The sequence below is a fragment of the Ideonella livida genome, assembly GCF_010499455.1.
In the GTDB taxonomy this organism is placed as follows: Bacteria; Pseudomonadota; Gammaproteobacteria; order Burkholderiales; family Burkholderiaceae_C; genus Ideonella; species Ideonella livida.
On sequence record NZ_JAAGOH010000006.1, the window covers coordinates 137,899 to 162,422 of the forward strand.

28 protein-coding genes are annotated in these 24,524 nt (G+C 71.4%); 14 read left to right on the forward strand and 14 right to left on the reverse strand.

Annotation, left to right across the window (positions count from 1 at the left end; translation table 11 throughout):
• Positions 1-60: 60 nt before the first annotated feature.
• Positions 61-933, forward strand: coding sequence for a DMT family transporter (locus G3A44_RS07180; protein WP_310734339.1), 873 nt, complete (start codon positions 61-63; stop codon positions 931-933).
• 40 nt (positions 934-973) lie between these two features.
• On the opposite strand, the gene G3A44_RS07185 is transcribed toward G3A44_RS07180, so the two are convergent.
• On the reverse strand, positions 974-2,053 hold the full coding sequence (locus G3A44_RS07185; protein WP_163456831.1) for a hypothetical protein: 1,080 nt from the start codon (positions 2,051-2,053) through the stop codon (positions 974-976).
• A gap of 22 nt (positions 2,054-2,075) precedes the next feature.
• The gene (locus G3A44_RS07190; RefSeq protein ID WP_163456832.1) at positions 2,076-3,923 is read right to left on the reverse strand and encodes a hypothetical protein; all 1,848 of its coding nucleotides are present in this window, start codon (positions 3,921-3,923) and stop codon (positions 2,076-2,078) included.
• A 131-nt stretch (positions 3,924-4,054) separates the two neighbouring features.
• On the opposite strand from G3A44_RS07190, the gene G3A44_RS07195 reads away from it, so the two are divergent.
• The 7 genes from G3A44_RS07195 to G3A44_RS07225 all read left to right on the forward strand — a co-directional run bounded on the left by G3A44_RS07195 (position 4,055) and on the right by G3A44_RS07225 (position 9,716).
• Positions 4,055-4,636: an ECF-type sigma factor gene (locus tag G3A44_RS07195; RefSeq protein ID WP_163456833.1), complete on the forward strand. Its 582-nt coding sequence runs from the start codon at positions 4,055-4,057 to the stop codon at positions 4,634-4,636.
• Positions 4,637-4,705: 69 nt separating this feature from the next.
• Positions 4,706-5,899 (forward strand): amino acid aminotransferase, encoded by a 1,194-nt coding sequence (locus G3A44_RS07200; RefSeq protein WP_163456834.1) that lies wholly within the window; start codon positions 4,706-4,708, stop codon positions 5,897-5,899.
• A gap of 78 nt (positions 5,900-5,977) precedes the next feature.
• Complete coding sequence (locus tag G3A44_RS07205; protein WP_163456835.1) at positions 5,978-6,427, forward strand: DUF1924 domain-containing protein; 450 nt, start codon at positions 5,978-5,980, stop codon at positions 6,425-6,427.
• A 13-nt stretch (positions 6,428-6,440) separates the two neighbouring features.
• Positions 6,441-6,935 carry a cytochrome C gene (locus tag G3A44_RS07210; protein ID WP_163456836.1) on the forward strand — a complete coding sequence of 165 codons (495 nt, stop codon included), beginning with the start codon at positions 6,441-6,443 and terminating at the stop codon, positions 6,933-6,935.
• Positions 6,936-6,953: 18 nt separating this feature from the next.
• Positions 6,954-7,649: a cytochrome b/b6 domain-containing protein gene (locus G3A44_RS07215; protein ID WP_163456837.1), complete on the forward strand. Its 696-nt coding sequence runs from the start codon at positions 6,954-6,956 to the stop codon at positions 7,647-7,649.
• Positions 7,650-7,653: 4 nt separating this feature from the next.
• Positions 7,654-8,334 carry a winged helix-turn-helix domain-containing protein gene (locus G3A44_RS07220; protein WP_163456838.1) on the forward strand — a complete coding sequence of 227 codons (681 nt, stop codon included), beginning with the start codon at positions 7,654-7,656 and terminating at the stop codon, positions 8,332-8,334.
• Positions 8,331-9,716 carry an ATP-binding protein gene (locus G3A44_RS07225; protein ID WP_163456839.1) on the forward strand — a complete coding sequence of 462 codons (1,386 nt, stop codon included), beginning with the start codon at positions 8,331-8,333 and terminating at the stop codon, positions 9,714-9,716. The genes G3A44_RS07220 and G3A44_RS07225 overlap by 4 nt, the downstream gene beginning before the upstream one ends.
• 12 nt (positions 9,717-9,728) lie before the next feature.
• Here the strand turns inward: G3A44_RS07225 and G3A44_RS07230 are convergent, their stop codons facing one another.
• Complete coding sequence (locus G3A44_RS07230; RefSeq protein ID WP_163456840.1) at positions 9,729-10,697, reverse strand: LysR family transcriptional regulator; 969 nt, start codon at positions 10,695-10,697, stop codon at positions 9,729-9,731.
• A gap of 114 nt (positions 10,698-10,811) precedes the next feature.
• Here G3A44_RS07230 and G3A44_RS07235 point away from each other — a divergent pair, with 114 nt between their 5' ends.
• Both G3A44_RS07235 and G3A44_RS07240 read left to right on the forward strand, forming a co-directional pair.
• Positions 10,812-11,045, forward strand: a complete 234-nt coding sequence (locus G3A44_RS07235; protein WP_163456841.1) for a hypothetical protein — start codon at positions 10,812-10,814, stop codon at positions 11,043-11,045.
• Between the two features lie 40 nt (positions 11,046-11,085).
• Positions 11,086-11,343, forward strand: coding sequence for a hypothetical protein (locus G3A44_RS07240; RefSeq protein ID WP_163456723.1), 258 nt, complete (start codon positions 11,086-11,088; stop codon positions 11,341-11,343).
• Positions 11,344-11,512: 169 nt separating this feature from the next.
• On the opposite strand, the gene G3A44_RS07245 is transcribed toward G3A44_RS07240, so the two are convergent.
• The 4 genes from G3A44_RS07245 to G3A44_RS07260 all read right to left on the reverse strand — a co-directional run bounded on the left by G3A44_RS07245 (position 11,513) and on the right by G3A44_RS07260 (position 15,060).
• Positions 11,513-11,800, reverse strand: coding sequence for a hypothetical protein (locus G3A44_RS07245; protein ID WP_163456842.1), 288 nt, complete (start codon positions 11,798-11,800; stop codon positions 11,513-11,515).
• A 180-nt stretch (positions 11,801-11,980) separates the two neighbouring features.
• Positions 11,981-12,730, reverse strand: a complete 750-nt coding sequence (locus G3A44_RS07250; protein ID WP_163456843.1) for a 16S rRNA (uracil(1498)-N(3))-methyltransferase — start codon at positions 12,728-12,730, stop codon at positions 11,981-11,983.
• A 49-nt stretch (positions 12,731-12,779) separates the two neighbouring features.
• Complete coding sequence (locus G3A44_RS07255; RefSeq protein WP_163456844.1) at positions 12,780-13,295, reverse strand: hypothetical protein; 516 nt, start codon at positions 13,293-13,295, stop codon at positions 12,780-12,782.
• Between the two features lie 79 nt (positions 13,296-13,374).
• Entirely contained in the window at positions 13,375-15,060 is a 1,686-nt protein-coding gene (locus G3A44_RS07260; protein ID WP_163456910.1) for a long-chain-fatty-acid--CoA ligase, read from the reverse strand.
• A 272-nt stretch (positions 15,061-15,332) separates the two neighbouring features.
• On the opposite strand from G3A44_RS07260, the gene G3A44_RS07265 reads away from it, so the two are divergent.
• Positions 15,333-16,673, forward strand: a complete 1,341-nt coding sequence (locus G3A44_RS07265) for a S8 family serine peptidase (protein WP_203561326.1) — start codon at positions 15,333-15,335, stop codon at positions 16,671-16,673.
• Positions 16,674-16,679: 6 nt separating this feature from the next.
• Here G3A44_RS07265 and G3A44_RS07270 read toward each other — a convergent pair whose 3' ends face one another.
• The 5 genes from G3A44_RS07270 to G3A44_RS07290 form a co-directional block, all read right to left on the reverse strand.
• Positions 16,680-17,417 carry a 5'-methylthioadenosine/adenosylhomocysteine nucleosidase gene (locus tag G3A44_RS07270; RefSeq protein ID WP_163456845.1) on the reverse strand — a complete coding sequence of 246 codons (738 nt, stop codon included), beginning with the start codon at positions 17,415-17,417 and terminating at the stop codon, positions 16,680-16,682.
• A 102-nt stretch (positions 17,418-17,519) separates the two neighbouring features.
• Positions 17,520-18,941, reverse strand: coding sequence for an NAD(P)(+) transhydrogenase (Re/Si-specific) subunit beta (locus tag G3A44_RS07275; RefSeq protein WP_163456846.1), 1,422 nt, complete (start codon positions 18,939-18,941; stop codon positions 17,520-17,522).
• Complete coding sequence (locus G3A44_RS07280; protein WP_163456847.1) at positions 18,938-19,153, reverse strand: hypothetical protein; 216 nt, start codon at positions 19,151-19,153, stop codon at positions 18,938-18,940. The genes G3A44_RS07275 and G3A44_RS07280 overlap by 4 nt, the downstream gene beginning before the upstream one ends.
• A complete protein-coding gene (locus tag G3A44_RS07285) occupies positions 19,150-19,467 on the reverse strand; it encodes an NAD(P) transhydrogenase subunit alpha part 2 (RefSeq protein WP_163456848.1) in 318 nt (105 codons plus the stop codon). The genes G3A44_RS07280 and G3A44_RS07285 overlap by 4 nt, the downstream gene beginning before the upstream one ends.
• 91 nt (positions 19,468-19,558) lie before the next feature.
• On the reverse strand, positions 19,559-20,692 hold the full coding sequence (locus tag G3A44_RS07290; protein WP_163456849.1) for a Re/Si-specific NAD(P)(+) transhydrogenase subunit alpha: 1,134 nt from the start codon (positions 20,690-20,692) through the stop codon (positions 19,559-19,561).
• A gap of 252 nt (positions 20,693-20,944) precedes the next feature.
• On the opposite strand from G3A44_RS07290, the gene G3A44_RS07295 reads away from it, so the two are divergent.
• Together G3A44_RS07295 and mnmA are read left to right on the forward strand one after the other, a co-directional pair.
• Positions 20,945-21,433, forward strand: coding sequence for an NUDIX domain-containing protein (locus G3A44_RS07295; RefSeq protein WP_163456850.1), 489 nt, complete (start codon positions 20,945-20,947; stop codon positions 21,431-21,433).
• A gap of 24 nt (positions 21,434-21,457) precedes the next feature.
• A complete protein-coding gene (gene mnmA / locus G3A44_RS07300; RefSeq protein WP_163456912.1) occupies positions 21,458-22,597 on the forward strand; it encodes a tRNA 2-thiouridine(34) synthase MnmA in 1,140 nt (379 codons plus the stop codon).
• 19 nt (positions 22,598-22,616) lie between these two features.
• Here mnmA and G3A44_RS07305 read toward each other — a convergent pair whose 3' ends face one another.
• Positions 22,617-23,279, reverse strand: coding sequence for a thioredoxin domain-containing protein (locus G3A44_RS07305; protein WP_163456851.1), 663 nt, complete (start codon positions 23,277-23,279; stop codon positions 22,617-22,619).
• Positions 23,280-23,468: 189 nt separating this feature from the next.
• Positions 23,469-23,798, reverse strand: coding sequence for an SWIB/MDM2 domain-containing protein (locus G3A44_RS07310; protein ID WP_163456852.1), 330 nt, complete (start codon positions 23,796-23,798; stop codon positions 23,469-23,471).
• A 304-nt stretch (positions 23,799-24,102) separates the two neighbouring features.
• On the opposite strand from G3A44_RS07310, the gene G3A44_RS07315 reads away from it, so the two are divergent.
• Complete coding sequence (locus tag G3A44_RS07315; RefSeq protein ID WP_163456853.1) at positions 24,103-24,465, forward strand: phage holin family protein; 363 nt, start codon at positions 24,103-24,105, stop codon at positions 24,463-24,465.
• Positions 24,466-24,524 lie beyond the last annotated feature (59 nt).

The window sequence follows — 24,524 nt, forward strand, 5'->3', positions numbered from 1 at the left end:
GGCCCGCCCGCCGCCCTCCTCCTGCCCTGCGCCGGCCCCATCTGGCCGGCTGATCTGCCTGTGTCTCCTGCTGCCCCCCCCTCTTCCGCCCTGGCCGTCGGCGGCCTGCTGTTCAACGCCATGGTCTGGGGCCTGTCGTGGTGGCCGATGCGCGAGCTGCATGCCGCCGGCCTGCACCCGCTGTGGGCCACCGCCTTCGTGTTCCTCCTGGCGGTGGGCCTGATCAGCCTGCGCCAGCCCGGGGCCTGGAAGGAGTTCGGCGCCCATCCCCGGCTGTGGATCATCGTGGCCGCCGCCGGCACCACCAACGCCGCCTTCAACTGGGGCGTGACCGAGGGTGACGTGGTGCGGGTGGTGCTGTTGTTCTATCTGATGCCGCTGTGGGCGGTGCTGCTGGCGCGCTGGCTGCTGCATGAGCCGCTGACGCGGGCGGCGCTGCTGCGGTCCGGGCTGGCCATGGCCGGGGCGGCGGTGGTGATGTGGCCGCCGCCGGGCCAGTCGCTGGGCGCCGGCTTCCAGCCCATCGACCTGCTGGGGCTGCTGGGCGGCTTCAGCTTCGCCCTCAACAACATCATGCTGCGCCGGGAAACGGCGCGCAGCGACGGGGCCCGCGGCCTGGCCATGTTTCTGGGCGGCTGCCTGGTCTCCCTGGCCCTGGTGGGGGTGCTGGGTGTGCCCGGCCTGCCGCCGGCGGCGCCGGGCTGGATGGGCCTGGCCCTGGCGCTGGCCCTGTGCTTCCTGATGAGCAATCTGGCGCTGCAGTACGGGGCCTCACGCCTGCCGGCGGGCGTGACGGCGGTGGTGATGCTGACCGAGGTGCTGTGGGCCTCGGGCTCGGCAGTGGCCACCGGTGCGGGCACGCTCAGCCCGGCCCTGCTGCTGGGCGGCGGCCTGATCCTGGCAGCCGCCTTGCTGGCGGCGCTGCAGCGCTGAAGGCCGGCCCCCCGCCCGGGCCGCGGCGCCCGCCGGCCGTTCAGGGCGCCACGAGCGCCTGCACGATGGCCGCCTGCGCGCGCTGCAGGCCGGCGGCCAGCACCTCCGGGTAGCGCTGAGGGTCGACGAAGGCCTGCAATTCCTCGCTGCTGGAGCGGTCCTGGCTGCCGGTGGCCAGGCGCAGCAGGCCCACGGCCACCGCACCGGCCACATCGCCGGCCGAGGTGGGCTTGGGCGCCACCTTGGCGATGGCGCCCGGGTCCATGGCCAGCGGGGCCTTGAGGGTCACCCGGGAGACCGCGCCGCCGGGTTGCGTCACCTCCACCTGCGTGCCCTCCAGGGTGAGGGCGGGGTAGACCTTGCCGTCCACCCGCGCCGTGTCCGAGATCCGCCCCCAGAAGCCTCGGGTGCTGCTCTGCAGCTGCACAAAATGCACCCGCAGCTGCACCTCCAGCAGCGCCGCATCCAGCTCCTTCTGCAGCGTCAGCCGGTCGCCCATGCTGCCGATGGCGCTGGCGATCTGGCCAAAGGCGCTCAAGCCCCCCATCAGCCCGCCGCCGCGGGCGCCTTGCGCGGCCTGCGCCGCGCCATACAGGCGCATGCCGGCCGGGCCGACGGTGAGGCTGCGCTCGGCCACCACCGGCAGGGGTTTGCCGCTGCCCGAGACCTTGGCCCAGGTGGGCGAGGCCAGCACCTGCGCGGTGTCCACCACCTCCAGGCCTGCGGCCTTGAGCTGGCCCAGGAAGGCGGTGTGCAGCTGCTCGGCCAAGGCCTGGCAGAGCGCGGGATCCAGGCCGTGAAGCGTGTAGTACAGGCTGCTGCTGGCCCGGCCCGCCGAGGCGAAGCCGCTGGTCTGCGCGGTGATCTGGTCGGCGGTGACGAACTCCACCGTGAACATGGGCACCGCCACGCGGCGCTGCCCCTTGAGGGCCGGCGTGGCGCTGACCGCCAGCAGGCCCGCCGCCTGCGCAGCGGGATCAAAGCGCTCGTCCAGCGGCACGGGCTCGGGCGCGTCGGCGGCGTGGGCGGGGCCGGCGGCCAGCCAGGTGGCCCCCAGCGCGGGGGCGGCGGCCAGCGCCAGCAGGCGCCGGCGGGGGCGAGAGGGCATCGGGGTCGACATGGTCGGTCTCCTTGTGCAGGACTCAGTAGCCGGTGGCCACCAGTTCGCCGCTGAAGCTGCGGGTGGCACCAAAGCCGCTCAAGGTGAACTGGGCCAGGGACACATTGGCCAGCCGCACGGTGCGCCGGTCGGCGGCCAGGGTGATGCCGGCGCAGGTGGGTGCACCCAGTCCGCCACCGGCCTGGCACTGGTAGGTCTCCAGCTTGCCGCCAAAGTTCACGCTCGCGCTGACCACCTGCCCACCACGGAACTCCACCAGCACGCTGGAGAGGCCGGCGGTGTCGACGAAGGTATAGCGCAGGGTGTCGTTGAAGGCGCTGACCGAGCTCTCGTCCGGCGTCACGCTCAGGCCCTCGCCACCGCTGACCTGTCCGGTTGTGCGGGCCACGAACAGGGTGTTGCCCAGGGTGACGCCCTCGCTCAGCGGGGTGGCGTCAAACGCCACGGTCACGCCACCGGCCACGTCGGTGAGGGTGACGCGGCAGGCGCTGAAGCACATCTGGAAAGCGCCGCCCGAGGTGACCCGGGTGACCGTGGCGGCCCCGTCGCCACGCTGGCTCACGCCCACCGTACTGCCATCCATGAGCGACAGCGAGAGGTTGCGGCTGACCACGCCGCTCAGGCTGCTGCGGTCGTACTGGCTAAAGGCCACGGTCTGCGACACGCCGTTGACGGCCACCAGGCCATCGGTGCCGCGCGGCATCTCCAGCGGGTGCCACACCGCGCCGGCCACCTCGCCGGTCAGGCTGCCCTGCAGGCTGCGACCACCGCTCAAGGCCGTGCCGTCAAAGCGCACGGTCACCGGATGCCGCGTGCCCGCCGGGGCCGACACGGTCACGCCGCAAGCACTGAAACAGGTGTACAGCGCCAGGGCATCGGCGTCGTCAAGGTAGGAGACAAAGGTGACCTGCCCGCTGCGGTCGGTGGTGAGCTCCACCCGCTCGGTCTGGGTGACCAGCGCGCTGCCCTGCTGCACCACGGTCTCCCGGGTGAAGGCGTACTGGACGGACAGCTCGTTGACCTTGACCTCAAAGCCGTCGGCCTGCGGGGTGAAGTCGCGCCGGCCGCCGGTCACGGTCAGGGTGCCGGTGGCGCTGATCTCCGGCTGCGGGGGCTCAGTGCCGCCGCCACCACCGCCGCCCCCTGCGGCGGCCTCCCAGGCCTCGCGCAGCGCCTGCGGGTCCACCGTGGACAGCAGCTCCGCCAGCGGCAGGCCATCGGCCACCATGCGCGAGACCACCGCCAAGGCAGCGGCATAGGCATCGCCCTCCACGCCGACCTGCGGCAGCGTGGCCGCCAGGTCCAGGGCGCCGGGCAGGCCGAAGGTGTCACGCACCGTCTGCAGTTGGGCGGCGAAGGCCGCCGCACTGGGGCTGCCATCGGCCAGCGTGGCATTGGCCGCCAAGGTGGTCAGGGGCGTGACGGCCGCCGTGAAGCGGCCGCCCGTCAGGGTGGCCAGGGTACTGAGCACGGCCTCTGCCGCCACCGTGGTGCGCACCCCGGTCGTCTCGTCCACATAGCTGCCGCCGCGGGCCTGCAGCAGGACCAGGCCGCTGACGGCCGGCACCTCCAGGCGATAGCTGCCGTCGGCGGCGGTGCGCACGCAGGCGCCCAGCAACGCGCCGGCGCCGGCCCCGGCCGGCCGGTGGGCGCAGACCTCAGCCCCCTCCACCGGCCCCTTGACCACCGCGCCCTCGATCACGGTGATGTCCGCCGGGGGCGGCGTACCACCGCCCTCGTCCTGCGCCCCGCCGCCGCCACAGCCCGCCAGGGTGAGGGACAGGCCGGCGGCCAGGCACAAGGCCCAGCGGCTCAGGCGCCGGGGCGCGGGCATCAGCCCGGGCGGCATCGGATGGAGAAGGACGGACATGGTGAGGACTCCTGTGCGGGGCCGGCCACCCCCTGTGGACGGACCTCCTGTGCACTAGCGCCGAGCACGGCACAGGGAAAGCTCACCCCCCCCTAGCCATAGGGGGCCAAGGTCCGCAGAGAATTCGCGGCATGAGCGCACAGGACCTCCGCGGTGAAGTGACCGCCTGGCTGGCCAGCACACAGGCGGACACGGCCCCGCCCGCCGCGGCCACCACCCACACCTTGTTCGAACGGCTGTATGCCGACCTGCGCCGGCAGGCCGCCAGCCAACTGCGCCACGAGGCGCCCGGCCACACCCTCAGCGCCAGCGCCCTGGCGCACGAAGCCTGGTTCCGGCTGGCGGCCCAGGAGCGCACACCCTGGCAGAGCCGGAGTCACTTCCTGGCGGTGGCCGCGGTGATGATGCGGCGCATCCTGCTCAACCATGCCGCGGCCCGCCGGGCCGCCAAGCGCGACGCGGTCAAGGTCTCGCTCACCCTGCCCGAGGCCCTGGCGGTGAGCGACGGCCCGGCCGCCGAGGTGCAGGCGGTGCATGAGGCCCTGCTGGCCCTGGAGGCGGTGGACGCCCGTGCCGCCCAGGTGGTGGAGATGAAGTTCTTCGGCGGCCTGGAGAACGAGGAGGTGGCCAGCGCCCTGGGCGTCTCCCTGGCCACCGTCAAGCGCGACTGGGCCCTGGCCCGCGCCTGGCTGCACCGGGCGTTGAGCGCCTGAGCACCCGAGGCGCCGTCCGATAATCCAGGCCCCCAAGTCTCCGGCCCCCGCGGCCCCCCTGGACCCACCATGTTCGCGCACATCGAGCCCTACGGCGGCGACCCCATCCTCACGCTCAACGAGAACTTCCAGAAGGACCCTCGCGCGGGCAAGATCAACCTGTCCATCGGCATCTACTTCGATGACGCCGGCCGCATCCCGGTGATGGCCGCGGTGGCCCAGGCCGAGCAGCGCATCGCCGCACAAACCGGCCCCAAACCCTACCTGCCCATGGAAGGCCTGGCCGCCTTCCGCACCGAGGTGCAAAAGCTGCTGTTCGGCGCCGCACACCCGGCGCTGGCTGAGCGCCGCGTGGCCACCCTCCAGAGCGTGGGCTCCTCCGGCGGCCTGAAGGTGGGCGCCGACTTCATCGCCCGCTGGTTCCCGGGCAGCGGCATCTGGGTGAGTGACCCGACCTGGGACAACCACAAGGCCGTGTTTGAAGGTGCCGGCCTGACCGTGGGCACCTACCCGTACTACGACGCCGCCACCGGCGGCCTGCGCTTTGACGCCATGCTGGCGGCGCTGCAGGCCCTGCCCGCCAAGAGCGTGGTGCTGCTGCACGCCTGCTGCCACAACCCCACCGGGGTGGACCTCACCCGCGCCCAGTGGGACGCGCTGATCCCGGTGCTGCGCGAGCGCGGCCTGATCGCCTTCCTGGACCTGGCCTACCAAGGCTTTGGTGACGGCGTGGAGGAAGACGCCTACGCCGTGCGGGCCCTGGCCACCGCCGGCCTGAGTTTCTTTGTGGCCAACAGCTTCTCCAAGAGCCTGTCGGTGTACGGCGAGCGCTGCGGCGCCCTCAGCGTGGTCTGCCCCGACGCCGCCCAGGCCGACCTGGTGCTGGGTCAGCTCAAGGCGACCGTGCGCCGCAACTACTCCAGCCCGCCGCTGCACGCCGGCCAGCTGGTGGCCACCGTGCTGGGCACGCCCGAGCTGAACGCCCTGTGGGTGGGCGAGCTGGACGCCATGCGCGTGCGCATCCAGCAGATGCGCGAACGGCTGCATGCCGTCATCAGCGCCAAGGTGCCGGGACGCGACTTCAGCTACTTCCTGACCCAGCGCGGCATGTTCAGCTACACCGGCCTGAACCCCGCCCAGGTGGACCGCCTGCGCGAGGAATTCGGCGTGTACCTGGTGCGCTCGGGCCGCATCTGTGTGGCCGGCCTGAACAACAGCAACGTGGAGCGCACCGCCGAGGCGATGGCCGCCGTGCTGGCCTGAACCTGGACGCCGCCGGGGCGCCCACCCCGGCGACATCCCCTTAAGCCGGCCTTCATGGCCGCCGCCCACCATGGCGGCATGCCTTCCACCTCACGCCCCCGCCCCGCCCGCCGCCCCCCGGGCCGGCGGGCCTGCGCCGCCACCGCGCTCCTGGCGCTGGCCCTGGGCAGCCTGATGCCCCGCGGCGCGCAGGCCGCGCCCACCACCCCGCAGGCCCTGCGCGACGCCTACGCCGCTGCCGCCGGCCAGCCGGCCGACGCCGCCCGGGGCCAGGCCCTGTTCACCGCCCGCCATGGCCGGGAATGGAGCTGCAGCCAGTGCCACGGCCAACCCCCCACCCAGGACGGCCAGCACGCCAGCACCGGCAAGCGCATCACGCCGCTGGCACCGGCCTACAACGCCACGCGCTTCACCGACGACGGCAAGACCGAGAAGTGGTTCCGTCGCAACTGCAGCGACGTGCTCGGCCGCGCCTGCAGCCCGGCTGAAAAGGCCGACGTGCTGGCCTACCTGATCAGTCTGAAGTGAAGGAGCCTGCGTGATGACCGCCCGGCCACCCCAACCCTCCCGCAACCTGCGTCGGCACACCGCCCTGCTGATGCTGACGGCGCTGGCGGCGCTGGCCAGCCCAGGCGCCTGGGCGGACGACCACGGCCCCCGGGTGCGCATGCCCGAGCGCTACCGCCAGGAATGCGCCGCCTGTCACGCCGCCTTTCCGGCGCAGGGCCTGCCGACTGCCAGTTGGCAGCGGCTCATGGCCCGGCTGCCGCAGCACTTTGGCAGCGACGCCTCGCTGGATGCGGACACCGCCGCCGACATCAGCGCCTACCTGCAAGCCGGCGCCAGCCGCCGCGCACAGGACACCCCGCCCGAGGACCGCCTCACCCGCAGCGCCTGGTTCCAGCGCGAACACCGCGAGGTCCGGCCCGAGGTCTGGCAGCGCCCGGCCATCGGCAAGGCGTCCCAATGCGCCGCCTGCCATGCCGGGGCTGCGGAAGGCCGCTACGCCGAGCACGAGATCCGCATTCCGCGCTGAGTCACACCAGGAGCCCCCATGTCCCGCCCCCCACCTTCCACCCGCACCCCCCTGGTCTGGGACCTGCCGGTGCGCCTGATCCATGCCCTCACCGCCCTGTGCTTTGCCGGCGCCTGGCTCAGCGCCGAGAGCGAGCGCTGGCACCTGCTGCACATCACCCTGGGCTACACCGTGGGCGGACTGGTGGCGTTTCGCCTGGTCTGGGGCTGGGTGGGCAGCCCGGCCGCGCGGTTCCGCCACTTTGTGCGCGGCCCGGCCGCCGTGACGCGCTACCTGCGCAGCCTGCTGCATGGCCGGCCGGAGCACCACGACGGCCACAACCCCGCCGGCGGCTGGGCCGTGCTGGGCCTGCTGACCGGCCTGGCCGTCACCGTCGCGCTGGGGTGGGCCACCGAAATGGAGTGGCTGCCCGCCGCCCTGGAAGAGGCCCATGAGGCCACCGCCGCCGCCGTGCTGACCCTGGTGGGCGTGCACCTGCTGGGGGTGGCCAGCGGCAGCTGGGCACATGGCGAGAACCTGGCGCGCGCCATGGTCACCGGCCGCAAGCGGGCCGCGCAGGCCCTGGCCACACCGCACCGCCCCCTGGCGGCCCTGCTCTTGTGCGCCGTGCTGGGCTTCTGGGCCTGGCAGTGGCAGAGTGCGCCTCAGGCCCCGGCGGGGCTGCAGGCCGCGGGCACCCATGGCCACGCGGAAGACGACCACGAGGACGATTGAACCCATGCGCATCCTGCTGGTGGAAGACGACCCCCTGCTGGGCGACGGCCTGCGCGCCGGCCTGCGCCAGCACGGTTTTCAGGTGGACTGGGTGCGTGACGGCGACGCTGGTCAGCGCGAGCTGCGCAGCGGGGTTTACGCCGCCGCGGTGCTCGACCTGGGCCTGCCGCTGCTGGATGGCATGGACGTGCTGGCCCGGGTGCGGGCCGCCGGCCTGGCCACGCCGGTGCTGGTGCTGACCGCTCGCGACGGCGTGCCCGACCGGGTGCGCGGCCTGGACGCCGGGGCCGATGACTACGTCGTCAAACCGGTGGACCTGGAGGAACTGGCCGCCCGATTGCGCGCACTGGTGCGGCGGGCCCACGGCCAACCCCAGGAGCTGCTGCGCGCCCTGGACGTGAGCCTGGACCCGGCCGCCCGCGTGGTCTGCCTGGCGGACCAGCCGGTGGCCCTGTCCACCCGAGAATTCGACCTGCTGCAGGCCCTGATGCTCAATGCGGGGCGCGTGCTCTCGCGCGAACAGCTGGAGCAGCATCTCTACAGCTGGGGCCACGAGGTGGACTCCAACGCGGTGGAAGTGCACATCCACCACCTGCGGCGCAAGCTGCGGGCCGCGCTGATCGTCACCGTGCGCGGGGTGGGCTACACCGTGCCCCGCGCCCCGCAGGGCCTCGGCCAGCCATGAGCGGGAACGCCCCCACCTCCCTGCACAGGCGCCTGCTGCGGCCACTGGTGCTGGTGCTGGGGGGCCTGTGGCTGGGCTCGGGCCTGCTGCTGGCGGTGGACACCAGCCACGAGCTGGACGAGCTGCTGGATGCCCACCTGGCCCAGTCGGCCTCGCTGCTGGTGGCCAGCCAGCTGCCCGGCCACCACGATGACGACGGCCTGCTCGACACCCCGCAGCTGCACCGCTACGCCCCCCGGGTGGCCTACCAGGTCTGGCACGAGGGGCGGCTGCTGCGCCGCTCACGCAACGCGCCCGCCACGCCGCTGGGCACGGTGGCCCAGGGCTTTGAGACACGCGAGGTGTCCGGGCAGCGATGGCGGCTCTTCGCCGCCCAGGGCGGCGAGGCCGATGTGCAGGTCTACGTGGCCGAACAGGTCGGGGCCCGACGCGAGATCCTGGGGGGCGTGCTGCGCGGCCTGCTGCTGCCGCTGCTGCTGGTGCTGCCGGCGGTGGCGCTGCTGAGCGCCTGGATCCTGCGCCGGGGTCTGGCCCCGCTGCACGCCCTGGGTCGGACCCTGGCGCAGCGCCCGCCCGATGCCGACGGCCCGCTGGCCCCGGCGGCCCAGCCCGAGCCCGCCGAGCTGCAACCCCTGCGCCAGGCCCTGGACAGCCTGTTCGCCCGCATCGGCCAGCTGCTGGCGGCCGAGCGCCGCTTCACCGCTGACGCGGCCCATGAGCTGCGCACCCCGATCGCGGCCATCCGCATGCAGGCACAGGTGGCCCAGGGTGCCCAGGACGAGCCCAGCCGTCAGCACGCCCTGCAAGCCACCCTGCAGGGCTGCGATCGGGCCACGCGCTTGGTGCAGCAGCTGCTGACGCTGTCTCGGCTGGAAGCCGCCGGCCCCGCCGCCCTGGCCCCCACCGACCTGGCCGCCGTCGCCCGACAGGTGGCCGCCGACCTGGCGCCCGGCGCCCTGGACCGCGCCCAAACCCTGGCACTGGAAGGCGCCGAGCTGCCTGTTCCGGTGGCCGGCGACCCCACCTTGCTGGGGGTGCTGCTGCGCAACCTGCTGGACAACGCGCTGCGCTACAGCCCCGACGGCGCCCAGGTGCTGCTGCGCCTGCACCCGGCCGACGGCCCACAGGGCCCGGCGCTGGTGGTGGAGGACGGCGGGCCCGGCCTGGGCCCGGACGACCGCGCCCGGCTGGGTGAGCGCTTCTTCCGCGTGCTGCGCCCCGGCGCCGCTGCAGGCAGCGGCCTGGGCTGGTCCATCGTGCGCCGCATCGCCGCCGCCCACGGCGCGCAGGTCGAGGCCGGGGAGTCCGCCTTGCTGGGCGGCTTGTCGGTGCGGGTGCAGTGGGGGCCCACGGCGGCCCACGGCCACGCCCCTGCCGGCTGAACCGGCTGCACCTCAGCCCCCCGGCGGCACCGGCGCCGGATCGGGCACCGCGCGGTGGGTGGCCACGATGCGCTCACGCAGCCAGCGGTGGGCGGGATCGGCATCGCGGCGGCGATGCCACATCATCTCCACCTGGACGCGCTGCACCTCAAACGGCAGCTCCCGCACCACCAGCTCCTGCTGGTAGCCGGTGGCCGACAGGAAGGACTGCGGCAGCACCGTCAAGAGATCCGAGCCCGTGACCACCTCTCCCGCGGTGAAGAACTGGTTGACGGTGAGCACGATGCGCCGACGTCGGCCCAGGGCGCTGAGCGACTGGTCGATGAAACCATGGGGCTTGCCCGAAAAGCTCACCAGCAGGTGATGCGCCTCGCAGTAGGCGTCCAGGGTCAGCGGCCCCTGGGCCAGGGGATGGCCGGCACGCATCACGCAGACATAGCGGGTGTCGTAGAGCCGGCGGTGACGCAGCACCGCCTCATCGCCCTCGGCCACGATGGCCGCCAGTGCATCCGGGAAATGCCCCACCGCCAGGTCCGCGTCCCCGCGCTCCAGCAGGCCGCGCGGGTCACGGGTGGCCAGGGGCAGCACCCGCAGGTTGACCTGGGCCTGGGTGGTCTCGATGGCCTGCACCAGGCCCGGCATCAGCAGCACCGCCGTGGCGTCCACCATCGCCAGCCGAAAACTCACCGCATCCCCGCAGGGATCGAACTCGGTGGGCGCCAGGGCCTGCTGCAGCCCCGAAAGGGCCGACCGCACCTGGGGCCACAGCGCCTCGGCCCGCGGCGTGGGGCGCATGCCGTGGGAGCTGCGCACAAACAGGGCCTCGCCCACCGCATCGTGCAGGCGTTTGAGCGCGTGGCTGACCGCCGGCTGCGTCATCGCCAGCTGAGTGGCGGCGCGGGTCAGGCTGTGCTCGGACATCACCACATCGAAGACCCGCAGCAGGTTCAGGTCCAACGTCCGGAAATTCAGTGACCGCATGTTTCGGCGTTATTGATATTTGTCTAGCGCATAGCGTACCTGAACATCATTCATTGGCCCACAACCCGGGAAAACCCTAGGATGCGAACCATCGATCAATGAAAGGACCGCTCCATGAGCACCCTGACCTCCCACACCTACGGTCTCCGCCCCATGCGTGCCGCCTCGCTGCGCCAGGTGTTGACCCAGCAGGCCCTGGCCGCTGCCCGGGGCGTCTGGACCGCCCTGGAGCAGCTGGGCCAGCGCCGCGCCGTGCAGGAACTGCAGCGCACCGCCGCGATGTACCGCAGCAGCCGCCCCGAGTTGGCCGACCAGCTCGCCCGCCTGGCCCGCGACGTTCAGCACTGAGCGTCCCGCCTTTCGTCACCGATCACCACAGGAGTCCACCATGGCCGCCATCACCTCCCAAACCTTCCACGCCCACGCCCTGCCGCGCATGCCGCGCGGCGCACGCGCCGGCGCCGAGGTGTTCCTTGCCGGCATGCGCCTGCTGCGCCACTGGCTGGGCGGCACCCAACCGGCCCGGCTGACCCGTGCCCAGGAGGCCGAGGCCGTGCGCAGCCTGGCGCGCGAGCATGAGAAGAGCGATCCCGGCTTTGCCGCCGACCTCTACGCCGCCGCCGCCCGCCACGAAGGCAAGGCCTGAGCCCTGAGGCCGCCAGGCCTCGGCGCACCGCTTACCGCGGCCCCCCTGCGCCCCAGGCGCGCCGCACACCTGCACACGCCCGGCACCTCACGGTGTCGGGCGTTTTTCATGGTGGCGGCACGGCCGTGGCGGCCAGGGGCACCGCCGGCAGCCGCGCGGCGGCTGCGCCTCAGACGTGGTGGCGGTTCAAGGCCGCCGCATGCTCCAACCACTGGCGCAAGGCCTGCACCACTTCAGTGCGGCTGAAGGAGCAGCTTTCCTCGCCCAGCATGGCCGCGGTGTCCAGGGGCTGCAGCAGGCGCTCGAGCACCGCGTCATAGCGGGGGGGCAGGTCGGGCCACTGCAGGCTGGCCAGGCGGAAGCGCGCGCAGACCACATCGGGCGTGATCTCCCCGGCCTGCAGGGCCTCCAGGCTCCTGCCCAGGCGTTCAACGGTTTCACCGATGTCAATGCTCATGTTCTTGTCTCCCGGGACTGGCGCGACCTGGAACTGCCGCCAGGTCGTCACCGGGGACGCCTTGCATGTCGCGTACCAGCCCCTGCACCGAGCTTGCGCCAATCGGTCGGGTTTCAAGACAGGGTTTGCCCCTGATACACCTTGTTTCCCCCGCGAACGAGGGTCGCAGCACCCCGGGGGTCAGCCGTCCAGCAGTCCGGCGGCCCAGCTCAAGGCCACCAGGGGGGCGGTGTCGGCCCGCAACACCCGCGGCCCCAGACGCAGGGGCGCGAAACCGCGCGCCAGCGCCAGCGCCTCTTCGGCCTCCTCCAGCCCGCCTTCCGGACCGCTCAGGCACCAGACGGTGGACGCCAGCGGCTGACCCCACCGGCCCGGCAAGCGGGCCTCCGGACGAAAACACAGCAGCAGACGGTCCACCCCGGGCGCCGCCGCCTCGGGTCCGGCCGGCAGGCCGGCCAACCAGCGGTCCAGTTCCAGGATGGGCAGCACCTGCGGCAGCACGGTGCGGCCCGACTGCTCGGCCGCCGCCTGGGCCACCCCTTGCCAGTGCTGCACGCGCTTGGCGGCGCGCTCACCCTGCAGGCGCAGCACCGAGCGCCGGGTCTGCAGCGGCTGTATCCAGGACACGCCCAGCTCCACCGCCTTCTCCACCAGGGCGTCCATGCGCTCGTTGGCGGGCATGCCCAGCGCCAAGCCGATGCGGCGTGAGGGCTCGCGACCCGGCTCGCCGTGGACGCCCACCACCACCTGCACTGAACTGCGGCCCATGGCCTGCACCTGCGCCGCCCATTCGCCGCCCAGGCCGTTGAAGAGGACCAGCCCGTCTCCGGGCTGCAGGCGCAGCACCTGCACATGGCGGGCGGCGCCCGCCGGCAGGTCCAGCGTGGCGCCGTCCTGCAAAGGAAGATCGACAAAGACGCGGAGAGTCATGCCAGCAGTGTGTCATGCCGGCGCCTCCCCCCGCTGCCAGGCCGCCGGCTCAGGCCTTGCGCAGCGCCTCGGCAAAGCCACGCACGGCGTTCATGCCCGCCTCATCGCGCAGTTGGGTGACAAAGCTGCGGGCCAAGGCGCGCAGGGCCTCCGGGCCATTGCACTTCTCGACTTCGAGCACGAATCGGTAGCCCTTCATCAGGCCCAGGTGGGCCTTGCCTTGCGAGGTGAGCACGTCGTAGAGGGGCACATAAGGCGCGGCCTCCACAGCCTGCAGCAACTCGGTCCAGTCGGAATCGGGGCTCACGGTCTCAACCCGCGTGGTCCCGGGCGAAGCCGGCACAGCCTTGGCAACACGGGGGTCGACCACGGGGGCGATCAGGCCCTCAGCCACCAGCAGGTCCAGATCGCCCTCGCTCAGGCCGCGCACGCTGTCGAGCCAGTACTCGACCGGCTGGCTGTCGTTGATGACGAGCAGCAGGTTGCGCAGCGGCCGCGACAGGGCCCTGGCGCGGGCCTGGATCTCCTGCTGGCCCGCGGACGTCTTGACGAAACGATTGGGCACAGGCCACCTCCCTCAAGCGATTGACCGACGGCGCCTTGGGACGGGTCGGCGGGATTGCCTCCCCTGAACTTCAGGCGACTCAGGTCTTGATGGTGGGCTTGTCGCGCAGTTCGCGCCTCAGGATCTTCCCCACCGGGGTCTTGGGCAGGTCCTGGCGGAACTCGATGTGGCGCGGGCGCTTGTAGCCGGTGAGGTTGGCCTCGCACCACTGCTTGACCTCGGCCTCGGTCAGGCCGGGCTGGCGGCGCACGATGACCACCTTGACCGCCTCGCCCGAGTGCTCGTCGGGCACACCGATGGCGGCGCACTCCAGCACGCCGGGCATCTGGGTGATGACGTCCTCCACCTCGTTGGGGTACACATTGAAGCCAGAGACCAGGATCATGTCCTTCTTGCGGTCGACGATGCGGAAGTAGCCGCGCTCGTCCACGATGCCCACGTCGCCCGTGCGGAAGAAGCCGTCGGCGGTCATGACCTTGGCCGTCTCGTCCGGGCGCTGCCAGTAGCCGGCCATGACCTGCGGGCCGCGGATGGCGATCTCGCCGGGCTGGCCCGGGGGCACCTCGGCGCCGTCGTCATCCAGCAGCAGCATCTCGGTGTTGGGCACCGGCAGTCCGATGGTGCCGGTGAAGGCGGTGGCATCCACCGGGTTGCACGAAGCCACCGGCGAGGTCTCCGAGAGGCCGTAGCCCTCGCAGATCGCGCATCCGGTCTTCTCCAGCCACAGGCGCGCGGTGGCCTGCTGCACGGCCATGCCACCGCCCACCGAGATCCTCAGGTGGCTCCAGTCCACCGTGTTGAAGTCGGCATGGTGGGCCAGGGCGTTGAACAGGGTGTTGACCGCCGGAAAGCTGTGGAAGCGCTCGACGCTGAGGGTCTTGAGCACTGCCGGCAGGTCACGCGGGTTGGGGATGAGGATGTTGCAGCCGCCCATGCGCAAGCCCAGCATCAGGTTCGTGTTGAAACCGAAGATGTGATAGAGCGGCAGCGCGCAGATGGTGACCACCTGCTCGCCGGCGGGGATCTTGCGCAGGGCCGGCTGGTACCAGGCCTCGCACTGCAGCACATTGGCCACCAGGTTGCGGTGCAGCAGCACAGCCCCCTTGCTGACCCCGGTGGTGCCGCCCGTGTACTGCAGCACCGCGATGTCGTCCGGTCCCACCGGCACCGGGCGCAGTGTCATGCCCTGCCCCTGGGACAACGCGTCATTGAAACGCACGGCCTGGGGCAGCTCGAAGGGCGGCACCATCTTCTTGACCTTGCGCACCACATAGTTGATGAGCAAGCCCTTGAGCCAGCCCATAGAGTCGCCCATGGCCGCCAGGATCACGTGCTGGGTCGGCACATGGTGCTGGATCTGCTGGAAGGTGGCGGCAAAGTTTTCGAGGATCAGCAGGGCCTTGGCGCCGGCGTCCTTGAGCTGGTGCTCCAGCTCGCGCGGGGTGTAGAGCGGGTTGACGTTGACCACCACGCAGCCCGCGCGCAGCACACCGGCCACGGCCACCACGTACTGCGGCACATTGGGCAGCATGATGGCCACACGGTCGCCCTTGGTCAGCCCCAGGGACTGCAGGTAGGCGGCGAACTCGCGCGAGCGCTGGTCGAACTCACTGAAGCTGAAGGCGCGGCCCATGAAGCGCGCGCAGGGCAGCGTCCCGAACTTACGGAAGCTCTCCTCCATCAGCGCCACCAGCGACGGGAACAGATCCGTCCGGACTTGTGCGGGCACCCCTTCCGGGTACTGTTTGACCCACTGCTTCTGCATGGCGAAAGACTCCGTCAGTTTCAAGTCATTCTCTCCTGCGGCCTGCGGCCACAGGCATCAGGGGATTCGAGCAAGGTCGGCGCCTGCGGCCCCGCCTGCGGCGCCGGGCGCCGCGGGCACGGTCGGCACAGCGGATCGACCCTTCATCCGGACAAGGGCGCTTCTCCCACGTCGCGGGCCCCGGGCCTGCCTAGGATCGGCGCCGCCCGCGGCCGGGGCCAACCCGCCCCGACGCTGCCGGCCCCCCATGTGAAGTCACCTCAGGAGAGCCCATGAAGCCGTCCCCCTCCCTGCGCAAACCCCTGCGCCGCGCCGTGGCCCTGGCCACCCTTGCCCTGCTGGGCGCCAGCGCCCACGCCGCCGGCACCGACCAGCTGGTGCTGACCCTGCAGCCCGGCACCGAACCCGCGGGCCTGGCCGCCTGGCAGCAACGCACCAGCGGCGCCGCCACCCGGGTGGTGGCCAGCCAGCGGCTGCAACTGGGCAGCCAGGTGATGGAGGTGCTGCGCCTGGACCGTGAGGCCGATGCCGCCACGCTGGGCGAACTGCGCCAGCGCCTGGCCGCCCATCCCGGCGTGCTGAAGGTGGAGCCGGACCGTCGCCTGCGCCCCACCGCGGCCACCCCGGTGGCCGCGCCCAGCGACCCGCGTTGGCCCGACCAGTGGCACTACCATGAGCCGGCCGGCGGCATCAACCTGCTGCCAGCCTGGGCACTGACCCAGGGCGAAGGCGTGGTGGTGGCGGTGGTGGACACCGGCGTGCGCCCCCATGCCGACCTGAGCGCCAACCTGGTGCCCGGCTACGACTTCATCCGCAAGAAGACCGTGGCGGTGGACGGTGATGGCCGCGATGCGGACCCCACCGACCCCGGTGACGGCTGCGGCCCGATCGGCAAGCTCTACGGCAGCAGCTGGCACGGCACGCACGTGGCCGGCACCGTGGCGGCGCTGACCGACAACGCACTGGGCGTGGCCGGCGTGGCGCCGTCGGCCCGGGTGCTGCCCGTGCGGGTGCTGGGCTGTGGCGGCGGCTACACCAGCGACATCGCCGCCGGGGTCTACTGGGCCGCCGGCGGTGCGGTCAAGGGCGTGCCGGCCAACGCCCACCCCGCGCGGGTGATCAACATGTCCCTGGGCGGCAGCGGCGCCTGCCCGTCGTTCTTCCAGCGGGCGATCTCCGAGGCCACCGCGCTGGGCGCGCTGGTGGTGGTGGCCGCCGGCAACGACAACGAGAACGCCAGCGGCCACAACCCCGCCAACTGCCAGGACGTGCTGACCGTGGCGGCTGTGGGCCGCCAGGGCGGCAAGGCCTCCTACTCCAACTTCGGCAGCGTGGTGCGCATCGCCGGCCCCGGCGGCGACGGCAGCGCCGGCGTGCTCTCCACCTACAACGCCGGCTTCATCAAGCCCAAGGCCGACAGCTACGACGAACTGCAGGGCACCTCGATGGCCACCCCCCATGTGGCCGGGGTGGCGGCCCTGGTGATGGCCCGCCATCCGGCCCTCACGCCGGCGCAGGTGGCGCAGAAGCTGGTGGACACCGCGCGCCCCTTCCCGGCAACCTGCCGGCAATGCGGTGCCGGCATCGTGGACGCCGAGGCGGCCGTGCAGTAAGACGGCTCAGGCGCCCTGCAACGTCGCCATGACGATGTCGCGCGAATAGGGCGCCGCCACCTCCCGCAAGAAGCGCGGAAAGTCCACATGGGCCTGGTCGTCGGCCCGGTCGGAGATGGTGCGCAGCACGGCAAAGGGCCGATCGAAATCGGCGCAGACCTGGGCGATGGCCGCGCCCTCCATCTCCACCGCCAAAGCATCGGGCAGCTCTGCCTGCAGGCGGCGGCAGACCGCGCCGGAGGCGATGAACTGGTCACCGCTCAGGATGAGGCCCTGATGCAAGGCCGGCGCCTGGACGATGCCAAAGCCCGCCAGGGCCGCATGCGGCTGGGCCAGCACCCGCCGAGCCCCTGCGGCCAGGCGGTCGGCCCAGGGGGCATCCGCCCCAAAGCGGCTGCGGCCGGTCAGCGGCACCTCCCAGCGCGGGAACAGCGGCGAGGCGTCCATGTCGTGTTGCAGGAACTCGCGCCCCACCACCACGTCGCCCACGGCCACGCCCGGCCCCAGGCCACCGGCCACGCCGGTGAACAGCAGGGACCGCACCGCAAAGCGGTCCAGCAGCAGCGCGGTGGTGGTGGCCGCCGCCACCTTGCCGACCCCCGCCAGGCACAGCACCACCTCCTCGTCGCCCAGGCGGCCAAAGCGCCACTGGCGACCGGCCAGGGACTCGGTGCGGGTGGTGTGCAGCGCGGCGTCGATCGCCGCCAGTTCCTCGGGCAGGGCCGAGACGATGGCCAGGGTCATGGCAAAAAGCTCCTTCAATGCGCGGGCATTGTGGGCCGGCCATGAAAAAGGGCGCCCGCAGGCGCCCTGGTCGGCAAGGGGCGCCACGCCCCCCGCCTGCGGTCACTCCACCGCCTTGACCATGTCCTCGACCACCTTCTTGGCGTCGCCGAAGACCATCATGGTCTTGTCCATGTAGAACAGCTCGTTGTCCAGGCCGGCATAACCGGCGGCCATGGAGCGCTTGTTCACGATGATGGTCTTGGCCTTGTAGGCCTCCAGGATGGGCATGCCGTAGATGGGCGAGCCCTTCTGCAGTGCGGCCGGGTTCACCACGTCGTTGGCGCCCAGGATGATGGCCACATCGGCCTGGCCGAACTCGCCGTTGATGTCCTCCATCTCGAAGACCTGGTCATACGGCACTTCGGCCTCGGCCAGCAGCACGTTCATGTGGCCCGGCATGCGGCCTGCCACCGGATGGATGGCGTACTTCACCGTGATGCCCTTGTGGGTGAGCTTCTCGGCCAGTTCCTTCACGGCGTGCTGCGCGCGCGCCACGGCCAGGCCGTAGCCGGGCACGATGACCACGGTTTCGGCATTGCCCAGGATGAAGGCCGCGTCGTCGGCCGAGCCGCTCTTGACGTTGCGTTGCTGCTGCGCGCCGCCGGTGGCCGCGGCGGTGTCACCACCAAAGCCGCCCAGGATCACGTTGAAGAACGAGCGGTTCATCGCCTTGCACATGATGTACGAGAGGATGGCGCCCGAGCTGCCCACCAGCGAGCCGGCGATGATGAGCATGCTGTTGTTGAGCGAGAACCCGATGCCCGCTGCCGCCCAGCCGGAGTAGCTGTTGAGCATGGACACCACCACCGGCATGTCGGCACCGCCGATGGGGATGATGATGAGCACGCCCATCACGAAGGCCAGGGCCAGCATGGCGAAGAAAGCCGTCCAGTTCTCGGTGGCCATGAAGACCAGGCCCAGGCCCACAGTGGCCAGGCCCAGCACCAGGTTCAGCTTGTGCTGACCAGGGAACTGCACCGGCGCGCCCTGGAACAGGCGGAACTTGTACTTGCCACTGAGCTTGCCAAAGGCAATGACCGAGCCCGAGAAGGTGATGGCCCCGATGGCCGCCCCCAGGAACAGCTCCAGGCGGTTGCCCGCCGGGATGGGCTGGCCCTTGGCGGTGATCGCGAAGGCATAGGGCTCGGCCACGGCCGCCACGGCAATGAAAACCGCGGCCAGGCCGATCATGCTGTGCATGAAGGCCACCAGCTCAGGCATCTTGGTCATCTCGACCTTGTTGGCCATGTAGGCCCCCAGGCCGCCCCCCACCACCAGCCCGGCGAGCACCAGGGTCAAGCCGTTGGCCGAGCCGGCCAGCTTGACGATGAGCGCCGCGGTGGTGAGCACCGCGATGGTCATGCCCGCCATGCCGAACAGGTTGCCCCGGATCGACGTGGTGGGGTGGGACAGGCCCTTGAGGGCCTGGATGAAGCAGACGCTGGCCACCAGATACAGCAGCGTCACCAGGTTCATGCTCATGATGCGGTGCCTCCCTGGCTTTCTGCCGGACGTGCGGCGATGAATTTGCCCAGGCGGTGCACCAGCACCGCTTCGGCGATCAGGGTGATGACAGCGGCGATGCCACCGACGTAGCCAATGCCCGAGACTTCAGAGGCGACGACGCCCACGAATCCGGCGTTGACGAGACCGACGACGAAGGCGACGGTGAGGGCGAGTTGGGCGGCGTTCATGACTGGGGATCCTTGTTTTGCTTCGGTGACTTCTTCTTGAACATCTCGAGCATGCGACGGGTCACCAGAAAGCCGCCAAACACGTTCACGGCGGCCAGCGCCACGGCCAGCACGCCCATGGATTTTCCCAGGCCTGTCTCGGTCAGCGCCGCCGCGAGCATGGCGCCCACGATGACGATGGCCGACACGGCGTTGGTGACCGCCATGAGCGGCGTGTGCAGGGCGGGCGTGACGGTCCAGACCACGTGGTATCCCACGTAGATGGCCAGCACGAAGATGATCAGGTTGATCAGGGTGGGAGAGACGGCATCCATGAGGAGGCTCCTGGAAGTGGGAAACGGGGACGTCGGGGCGGGGGGCCGCAGCGGAACCGCACGAGGCCGGCACGGGCCACCCGCCGACGACCTACGGGCGCTTGACCTCGCCGCCCTGCGTCATCAGGCAGGCTGCGACGATGTCGTCGTCCATCGGCACCTGCACGGCGGCGGCGTCCTTGGGGCAAACCAGCTTGAGGAAGTCGAGCACGTTGCGGGCGTAGAGCGCCGAGGCGTCGGCGGCCACCAACGCGGGCAGGTTGGTCTCGCCGACGATGACCACCCCGTGGCGGGTCACGGTCTTGCCGGCCTCGGTCAGCGGACAGTTGCCGCCCACGCCGCCAGCGCCCTTGCCCGCCGCGATGTCGATGATCACCGAGCCCGGCTTCATGGACTTGACCATGTCCTCGGTGATGAGCACCGGGGCGGCGCGACCCGGGATGAGGGCCGTCGAGATCACCACATCCGCCGCGGCCACTCGCTTGGCCACCTCCACCTTCTGGCGATCCAGCCAGCTCTGCGGCATGGGCCGGGCGTAGCCGCCCACGCCTTCAGCGGCCTCCTTCTCCTCGGCGGTCTCGTAGGGCACGTCAATGAACTTGCCGCCCAGCGACTCCACCTGCTCCTTGACCGACGGACGCACGTCCGAGGCCTCGATCACGGCGCCCAGGCGCTTGGCGGTGGCGATGGCCTGCAGGCCAGCCACGCCCACGCCCAGGATGACCACGCGGGCGGCCTTGACGGTGCCGGCCGCGGTCATGAGCATCGGGAAAAACTTCTGGTAGCGGTCTGCGGCCATGATCACCGCCTTGTAGCCGGCGATGTTGGCCTGCGAGGACAGCACGTCCATGCTCTGCGCCCGGGTGGTGCGCGGCGCGGCCTCCAGCGCGAAGCTGGTCAGGCCGGCGCCGGCCAGGGCGGCCAGGCCGTCCTTGTCAAACGGGTCGAGCATGCCCACCAGGGTGGCACCCGCCTTCATCAGGCCCAGCTCGTCAGCGCCTGGCTTGCGCACCTTGAGCACCAGGTCGGCGCCCAGGGCGGTGGCCCGGTCGACGATCTGCGCGCCCGCGGCCTCGTAAGCCGCATCGGTGGCACTGGCGGCCACGCCGGCGCCGGCCTGCACCCGCACCGCATGGCCTTGGGCCACGAGCTTCTTGGCCGTCTCGGGGGTCACGGCCACACGGGTTTCCCCGGCCGCGGTCTCGAGCGGAACTCCGATCTGCATGGAACTCTCCTCTGTTGCCTTGGATGCCTGGCGGCGGCGGCCCGGACGGGCCGGCGCACACCGCCGGTGTACGGTGCCGACGTGCGCGGCAGGGCTCTCCCTGTGCCCCCGGGGCCGCGCATGACGCATGGGTTTGGGGGCACAGCTTAGCGGAGCCGGCGCGCTGCGGCGCACCTGGGATCAGTCCGGGCTTGCGGGGTGTGGCAAGGCCCTGACAGAACGGCGCCGGCGGGGGCCCGGTAACATGCCCGGATGTCCGAGATTCGCTGGAAACCGAGCGTCACCGTGGCGGCCATCATCGAGCGCGAGGGCCGCTACCTGCTGGTGGAGGAGCGCACCTCTGAGGGCCTGCGGCTGAACAACCCCGCCGGCCATCTGGACCCTGGCGAAGGCCTCGCCGAGGCGGCCGCCCGAGAGGCCCTGGAGGAGACCACCTGCCCCTTCACGCCCCGTGCGCTGGTGGGGGTCTACCTGGCGCGGCTGCGGCATCCGCGCACCGAGGAGGACATCACCTACCTGCGCTTCGCCTTCACGGGTGAGCTGGGCGATCCCGTGCCGGGACGGACCTTCGACGCCCCGGTCGAGCGCACACTCTGGATGAGCCTGGAGGAGGTACGCGCCAGCGTGGCGCGCCACCGCAGTCCGCTGGTGCTGCAATGCATCGAGGACCACCAGGCCGGACGGCGCTTTCCGCTGGACCTGCTCCATACCCACCCCAGTGTCACCCTGCTCCAGAAGTAAGCAGGGGTCACCAAGCATTTCATGATGCGGAAAATTGCCCCACAACGTGTGGTCGTCGGCCTGTCCGGCGGCGTCGATTCGGCGGTCTCCGCCTGGCTGCTCAAGCAGGCTGGGCATGAGGTCATCGGCATCTTCATGAAGAACTGGGAGGACGACGACGACAGCGAGTTCTGCTCGTCGCGCCAGGACTTCCTGGACGCCGCCAGCGTGGCCGACGTGATCGGCATCGAGATCGAGCACGTCAACTTCGCAGCCGAGTACAAGGACCGCGTCTTCGCGGAGTTCCTGCGCGAGTACCAGGCCGGCCGCACGCCCAACCCCGACGTGCTGTGCAACGCCGAGATCAAGTTCAAGGCTTTCCTGGACCACGCCATGCGGCTGGGGGCCGAAAAGATTGCCACCGGACATTACGCCCGCGTGCGCGCGGTGCCCGATGCCAGCCGGGAGGGGGGCGAGCGCTTTGAGCTGCTCAAAGGCCTGGACCCGCTCAAGGACCAAAGCTACTTCCTGCACCGGCTGCGTCAGTCCCAGCTGGCCAAGACGATGTTCCCGGTGGGCGAGCTGCCCAAGACCGAGGTGCGCCGCATCGCCGAGGCCATCGGCCTGCCCAATGCCAAGAAGAAGGACTCCACGGGCATCTGCTTCATTGGCGAGCGGCCCTTCCGGGACTTCCTCAACCGCTACCTCTCCAACCAGCCCGGCCCGATCCGTGACGACCGCGGCCGCAAGCTCGGTGAACACGTGGGCCTGAGCTTCTACACCCTGGGCCAACGCCAGGGCCTGGGCATTGGCGGGGTGAAGGACAAGAAGGCGCCGCGGGGCGGTGGGGAGCACCTGCCCTGGTTTGTGGCCCGCAAGGACCTGGCCACCAACACGCTGGTGGTGGTGCAGGGCCATGAGCACCCGTGGCTGCAGTACCGCTGGCTGGAGGCCGCGGACACCTCGTGGGTGGCGGGCCATGCGCCTGCGGCCGGCCTGCTGGGCAGCAAGGCCCGCTACCGGCAGGCCGATGCGCCAGGCACCCTGGCTGCCGGCGCGGGTGAAGCCTTCCGGCTGGACTTCGGCGCCGAGCACCTGCAGTGGGCCGTGACCCCCGGCCAGTCGGCCGTGCTCTACGACGGTGAGATCTGCCTGGGTGGCGGCGTGATCAGCGCCGCCGGCTGAAAGCCCCGCGGCGCGGGCCTCACTGGCCCAGCAGCTCCCGCAGGCGCGGCTCGTCCAGCGAGCCGGCGCGCGCGCCATAGGCGCCGGTGCGCGCATGGCGATAGAGCATCAGGGGCACGCTGTCGGCGCCCAGCTTTTCAAAGATCTGCGTGTTGGTGCGGACCTTGCCCAACACCTCCTCGGACAGGTCTTGGGCGATGGGAATGCCGCCCAGCCGCTGGGCCACGCGCGTCTCGTTCTCGCGCATGGCCTGCTGGGGGCTGGCGGCGGCCAGGATGGTCGCCCCCTGTCGCAGCGAGACCCCCGGGCGCAACAGCCCCACCGGCATCCACACAAAGCGCAGCTTGCCTGTGAGGGCCTCGCTGGCCTGCCAGAGGTGGGCGCAGTGCGGGCAGGTGGTGTCAAAGAACACATAGACCGGGTGTGCGGCCATCAGCGGGCCCACGCTCAGCCCATGTCCGCCGGCGGCCAGCGCATAGGCCTCCTCGGGGGCCAACTTGATCGGGGGGGCGGCCTGCCCCTGGGCGCGCACAGCCACGGCAGGCGTCAGGCCCAGCCCCGCGGCAGCGGTGGCGGCCAGCCATTGCCGCCGCCGCCACGGGCCAGAGGCGCCGGACGGCACCACCTGGGCGGCAGGCGCATGGGGGGCTGGATCGGACGGCAGAAGTACGGTGGGATTCACGGGTGTGCTTTCCTGGTGGGTGCGACAGCAAACGGTACGCTACAGCGTCCGACCCCGGAGACGGCAGCAGGTTCCCTGGCGAGCCGGGGGCCGCCGGCAGGGCGGCAAAACCATCGGCGCAAAAAAGCCGGCACAAGGCCGGCTCGTCAGCAGCGGCGCAGGGGCGGTGCGTGGGCCGCCCCGGCACGGTCAGCTCAGGTGCGCATTGACCAGCTTGGTCATCTCGAACATGGTGACCTGATCCTTGCCCAGAACCGCCTTGAGCTTGGCGTCGGCGTTGATCAAGGTCTTCTTGTCGGCATCCTGCAGCTTGTGCTTCTTGATGTATTCCCAGACCTTCTTGGTCACCTCGGTGCGCGGCATCGGCTGCTTGCCGATGACAGCGGCCAGGGCAGCGCTGGGGGTCATTGCCTTCATGAAGGCCGCGTTGGGCTTGCGCTTGGCCGGGGCGGCCTCAGCGGGCGTCGCCGCCGCGGCAGCCTTCTTGGCGGGGGCGTCAGCCTTCTTCGCAGTTGCCATGTGGAATCTCTCCGTCTGATGAAATTTCGATTTGCCGTGTCGGCGCCTCACGCCAGGCGCCCGTTTCGCTCGAGCGTCACCACGGCGCGGGTAATGGTACTGCCCCTGTATGGGGCTGAGAAGCCGCATTCTCGCGGCAAACGCGGTTCCCGCCCTCGCAGCGCCACCGGCGGGCGCCGAGTGTGGCCCGCCCGCCGCACTGGCCGGCAGGCCCGGCGCCACCTGCAGGCATGATGAGCCCACGGGCGTGATCGCCGCCACCTGCGCCCATCGCCCGCCTTCTCCTTCACCTGAGGCCTTTCCCATGAAGCTCCTCCTGCGCTGGGGCCTGCTGGCCGCCGCCCTGCTGCTGGTGGCCCACCTGGACATCGGCGTGAGCGTGAACAGCTACGGCGCCGCCCTGGTGGCCGCCTGCGTGCTGGGTCTGCTCAACCTGCTGGCCCGGCCGGTGCTGGTGCTGCTGACCTTGCCGGTCACGGTGCTCACCCTGGGCCTGTTCCTGTTCGTCATCAACGCCGCCCTGTTCTGGTTGGCGGCGGAGGTGCTGGAAGGTCTGGCGGTGGAGGGCTTTGGCGCGGCACTGCTGGGCTCGCTGATCTACAGCCTCTGCGGCCTGGTCATCGGCACCGCGCTGGACAGCCTGACGGCGCCCCGCCGGACCGACTGAGCGCCCCGGGGCACGACGCAGGCCCCGCACGCCCCGGCGAACGGCCCTGCCGCCCGCTC

Coding starts and splice junctions, on each gene's coding strand:
- G3A44_RS07275 (WP_163456846.1), bottom strand. CDS start 18,941: ATGAGCATGAACCTGGTGACGCTGCTGTATCTGGTGGCCAGCGTCTGC.
- G3A44_RS07230 (WP_163456840.1), bottom strand. CDS start 10,697: ATGCGGTCACTGAATTTCCGGACGTTGGACCTGAACCTGCTGCGGGTC.
- G3A44_RS07220 (WP_163456838.1), top strand. CDS start 7,654: ATGCGCATCCTGCTGGTGGAAGACGACCCCCTGCTGGGCGACGGCCTG.
- G3A44_RS07290 (WP_163456849.1), bottom strand. CDS start 20,692: ATGCAGATCGGAGTTCCGCTCGAGACCGCGGCCGGGGAAACCCGTGTG.
- G3A44_RS07265 (WP_203561326.1), top strand. CDS start 15,333: ATGAAGCCGTCCCCCTCCCTGCGCAAACCCCTGCGCCGCGCCGTGGCC.
- G3A44_RS07185 (WP_163456831.1), bottom strand. CDS start 2,053: ATGTCGACCCCGATGCCCTCTCGCCCCCGCCGGCGCCTGCTGGCGCTG.
- mnmA (WP_163456912.1), top strand. CDS start 21,458: ATGCGGAAAATTGCCCCACAACGTGTGGTCGTCGGCCTGTCCGGCGGC.
- G3A44_RS07215 (WP_163456837.1), top strand. CDS start 6,954: ATGTCCCGCCCCCCACCTTCCACCCGCACCCCCCTGGTCTGGGACCTG.
- G3A44_RS07195 (WP_163456833.1), top strand. CDS start 4,055: ATGAGCGCACAGGACCTCCGCGGTGAAGTGACCGCCTGGCTGGCCAGC.
- G3A44_RS07245 (WP_163456842.1), bottom strand. CDS start 11,800: ATGAGCATTGACATCGGTGAAACCGTTGAACGCCTGGGCAGGAGCCTG.
- G3A44_RS07260 (WP_163456910.1), bottom strand. CDS start 15,060: ATGCAGAAGCAGTGGGTCAAACAGTACCCGGAAGGGGTGCCCGCACAA.
- G3A44_RS07205 (WP_163456835.1), top strand. CDS start 5,978: ATGCCTTCCACCTCACGCCCCCGCCCCGCCCGCCGCCCCCCGGGCCGG.
- G3A44_RS07225 (WP_163456839.1), top strand. CDS start 8,331: ATGAGCGGGAACGCCCCCACCTCCCTGCACAGGCGCCTGCTGCGGCCA.
- G3A44_RS07190 (WP_163456832.1), bottom strand. CDS start 3,923: ATGTCCGTCCTTCTCCATCCGATGCCGCCCGGGCTGATGCCCGCGCCC.
- G3A44_RS07315 (WP_163456853.1), top strand. CDS start 24,103: ATGAAGCTCCTCCTGCGCTGGGGCCTGCTGGCCGCCGCCCTGCTGCTG.
- G3A44_RS07210 (WP_163456836.1), top strand. CDS start 6,441: ATGACCGCCCGGCCACCCCAACCCTCCCGCAACCTGCGTCGGCACACC.
- G3A44_RS07240 (WP_163456723.1), top strand. CDS start 11,086: ATGGCCGCCATCACCTCCCAAACCTTCCACGCCCACGCCCTGCCGCGC.
- G3A44_RS07250 (WP_163456843.1), bottom strand. CDS start 12,730: ATGACTCTCCGCGTCTTTGTCGATCTTCCTTTGCAGGACGGCGCCACG.
- G3A44_RS07295 (WP_163456850.1), top strand. CDS start 20,945: ATGTCCGAGATTCGCTGGAAACCGAGCGTCACCGTGGCGGCCATCATC.
- G3A44_RS07310 (WP_163456852.1), bottom strand. CDS start 23,798: ATGGCAACTGCGAAGAAGGCTGACGCCCCCGCCAAGAAGGCTGCCGCG.
- G3A44_RS07280 (WP_163456847.1), bottom strand. CDS start 19,153: ATGAACGCCGCCCAACTCGCCCTCACCGTCGCCTTCGTCGTCGGTCTC.
- G3A44_RS07200 (WP_163456834.1), top strand. CDS start 4,706: ATGTTCGCGCACATCGAGCCCTACGGCGGCGACCCCATCCTCACGCTC.
- G3A44_RS07235 (WP_163456841.1), top strand. CDS start 10,812: ATGAGCACCCTGACCTCCCACACCTACGGTCTCCGCCCCATGCGTGCC.
- G3A44_RS07285 (WP_163456848.1), bottom strand. CDS start 19,467: ATGGATGCCGTCTCTCCCACCCTGATCAACCTGATCATCTTCGTGCTG.
- G3A44_RS07270 (WP_163456845.1), bottom strand. CDS start 17,417: ATGACCCTGGCCATCGTCTCGGCCCTGCCCGAGGAACTGGCGGCGATC.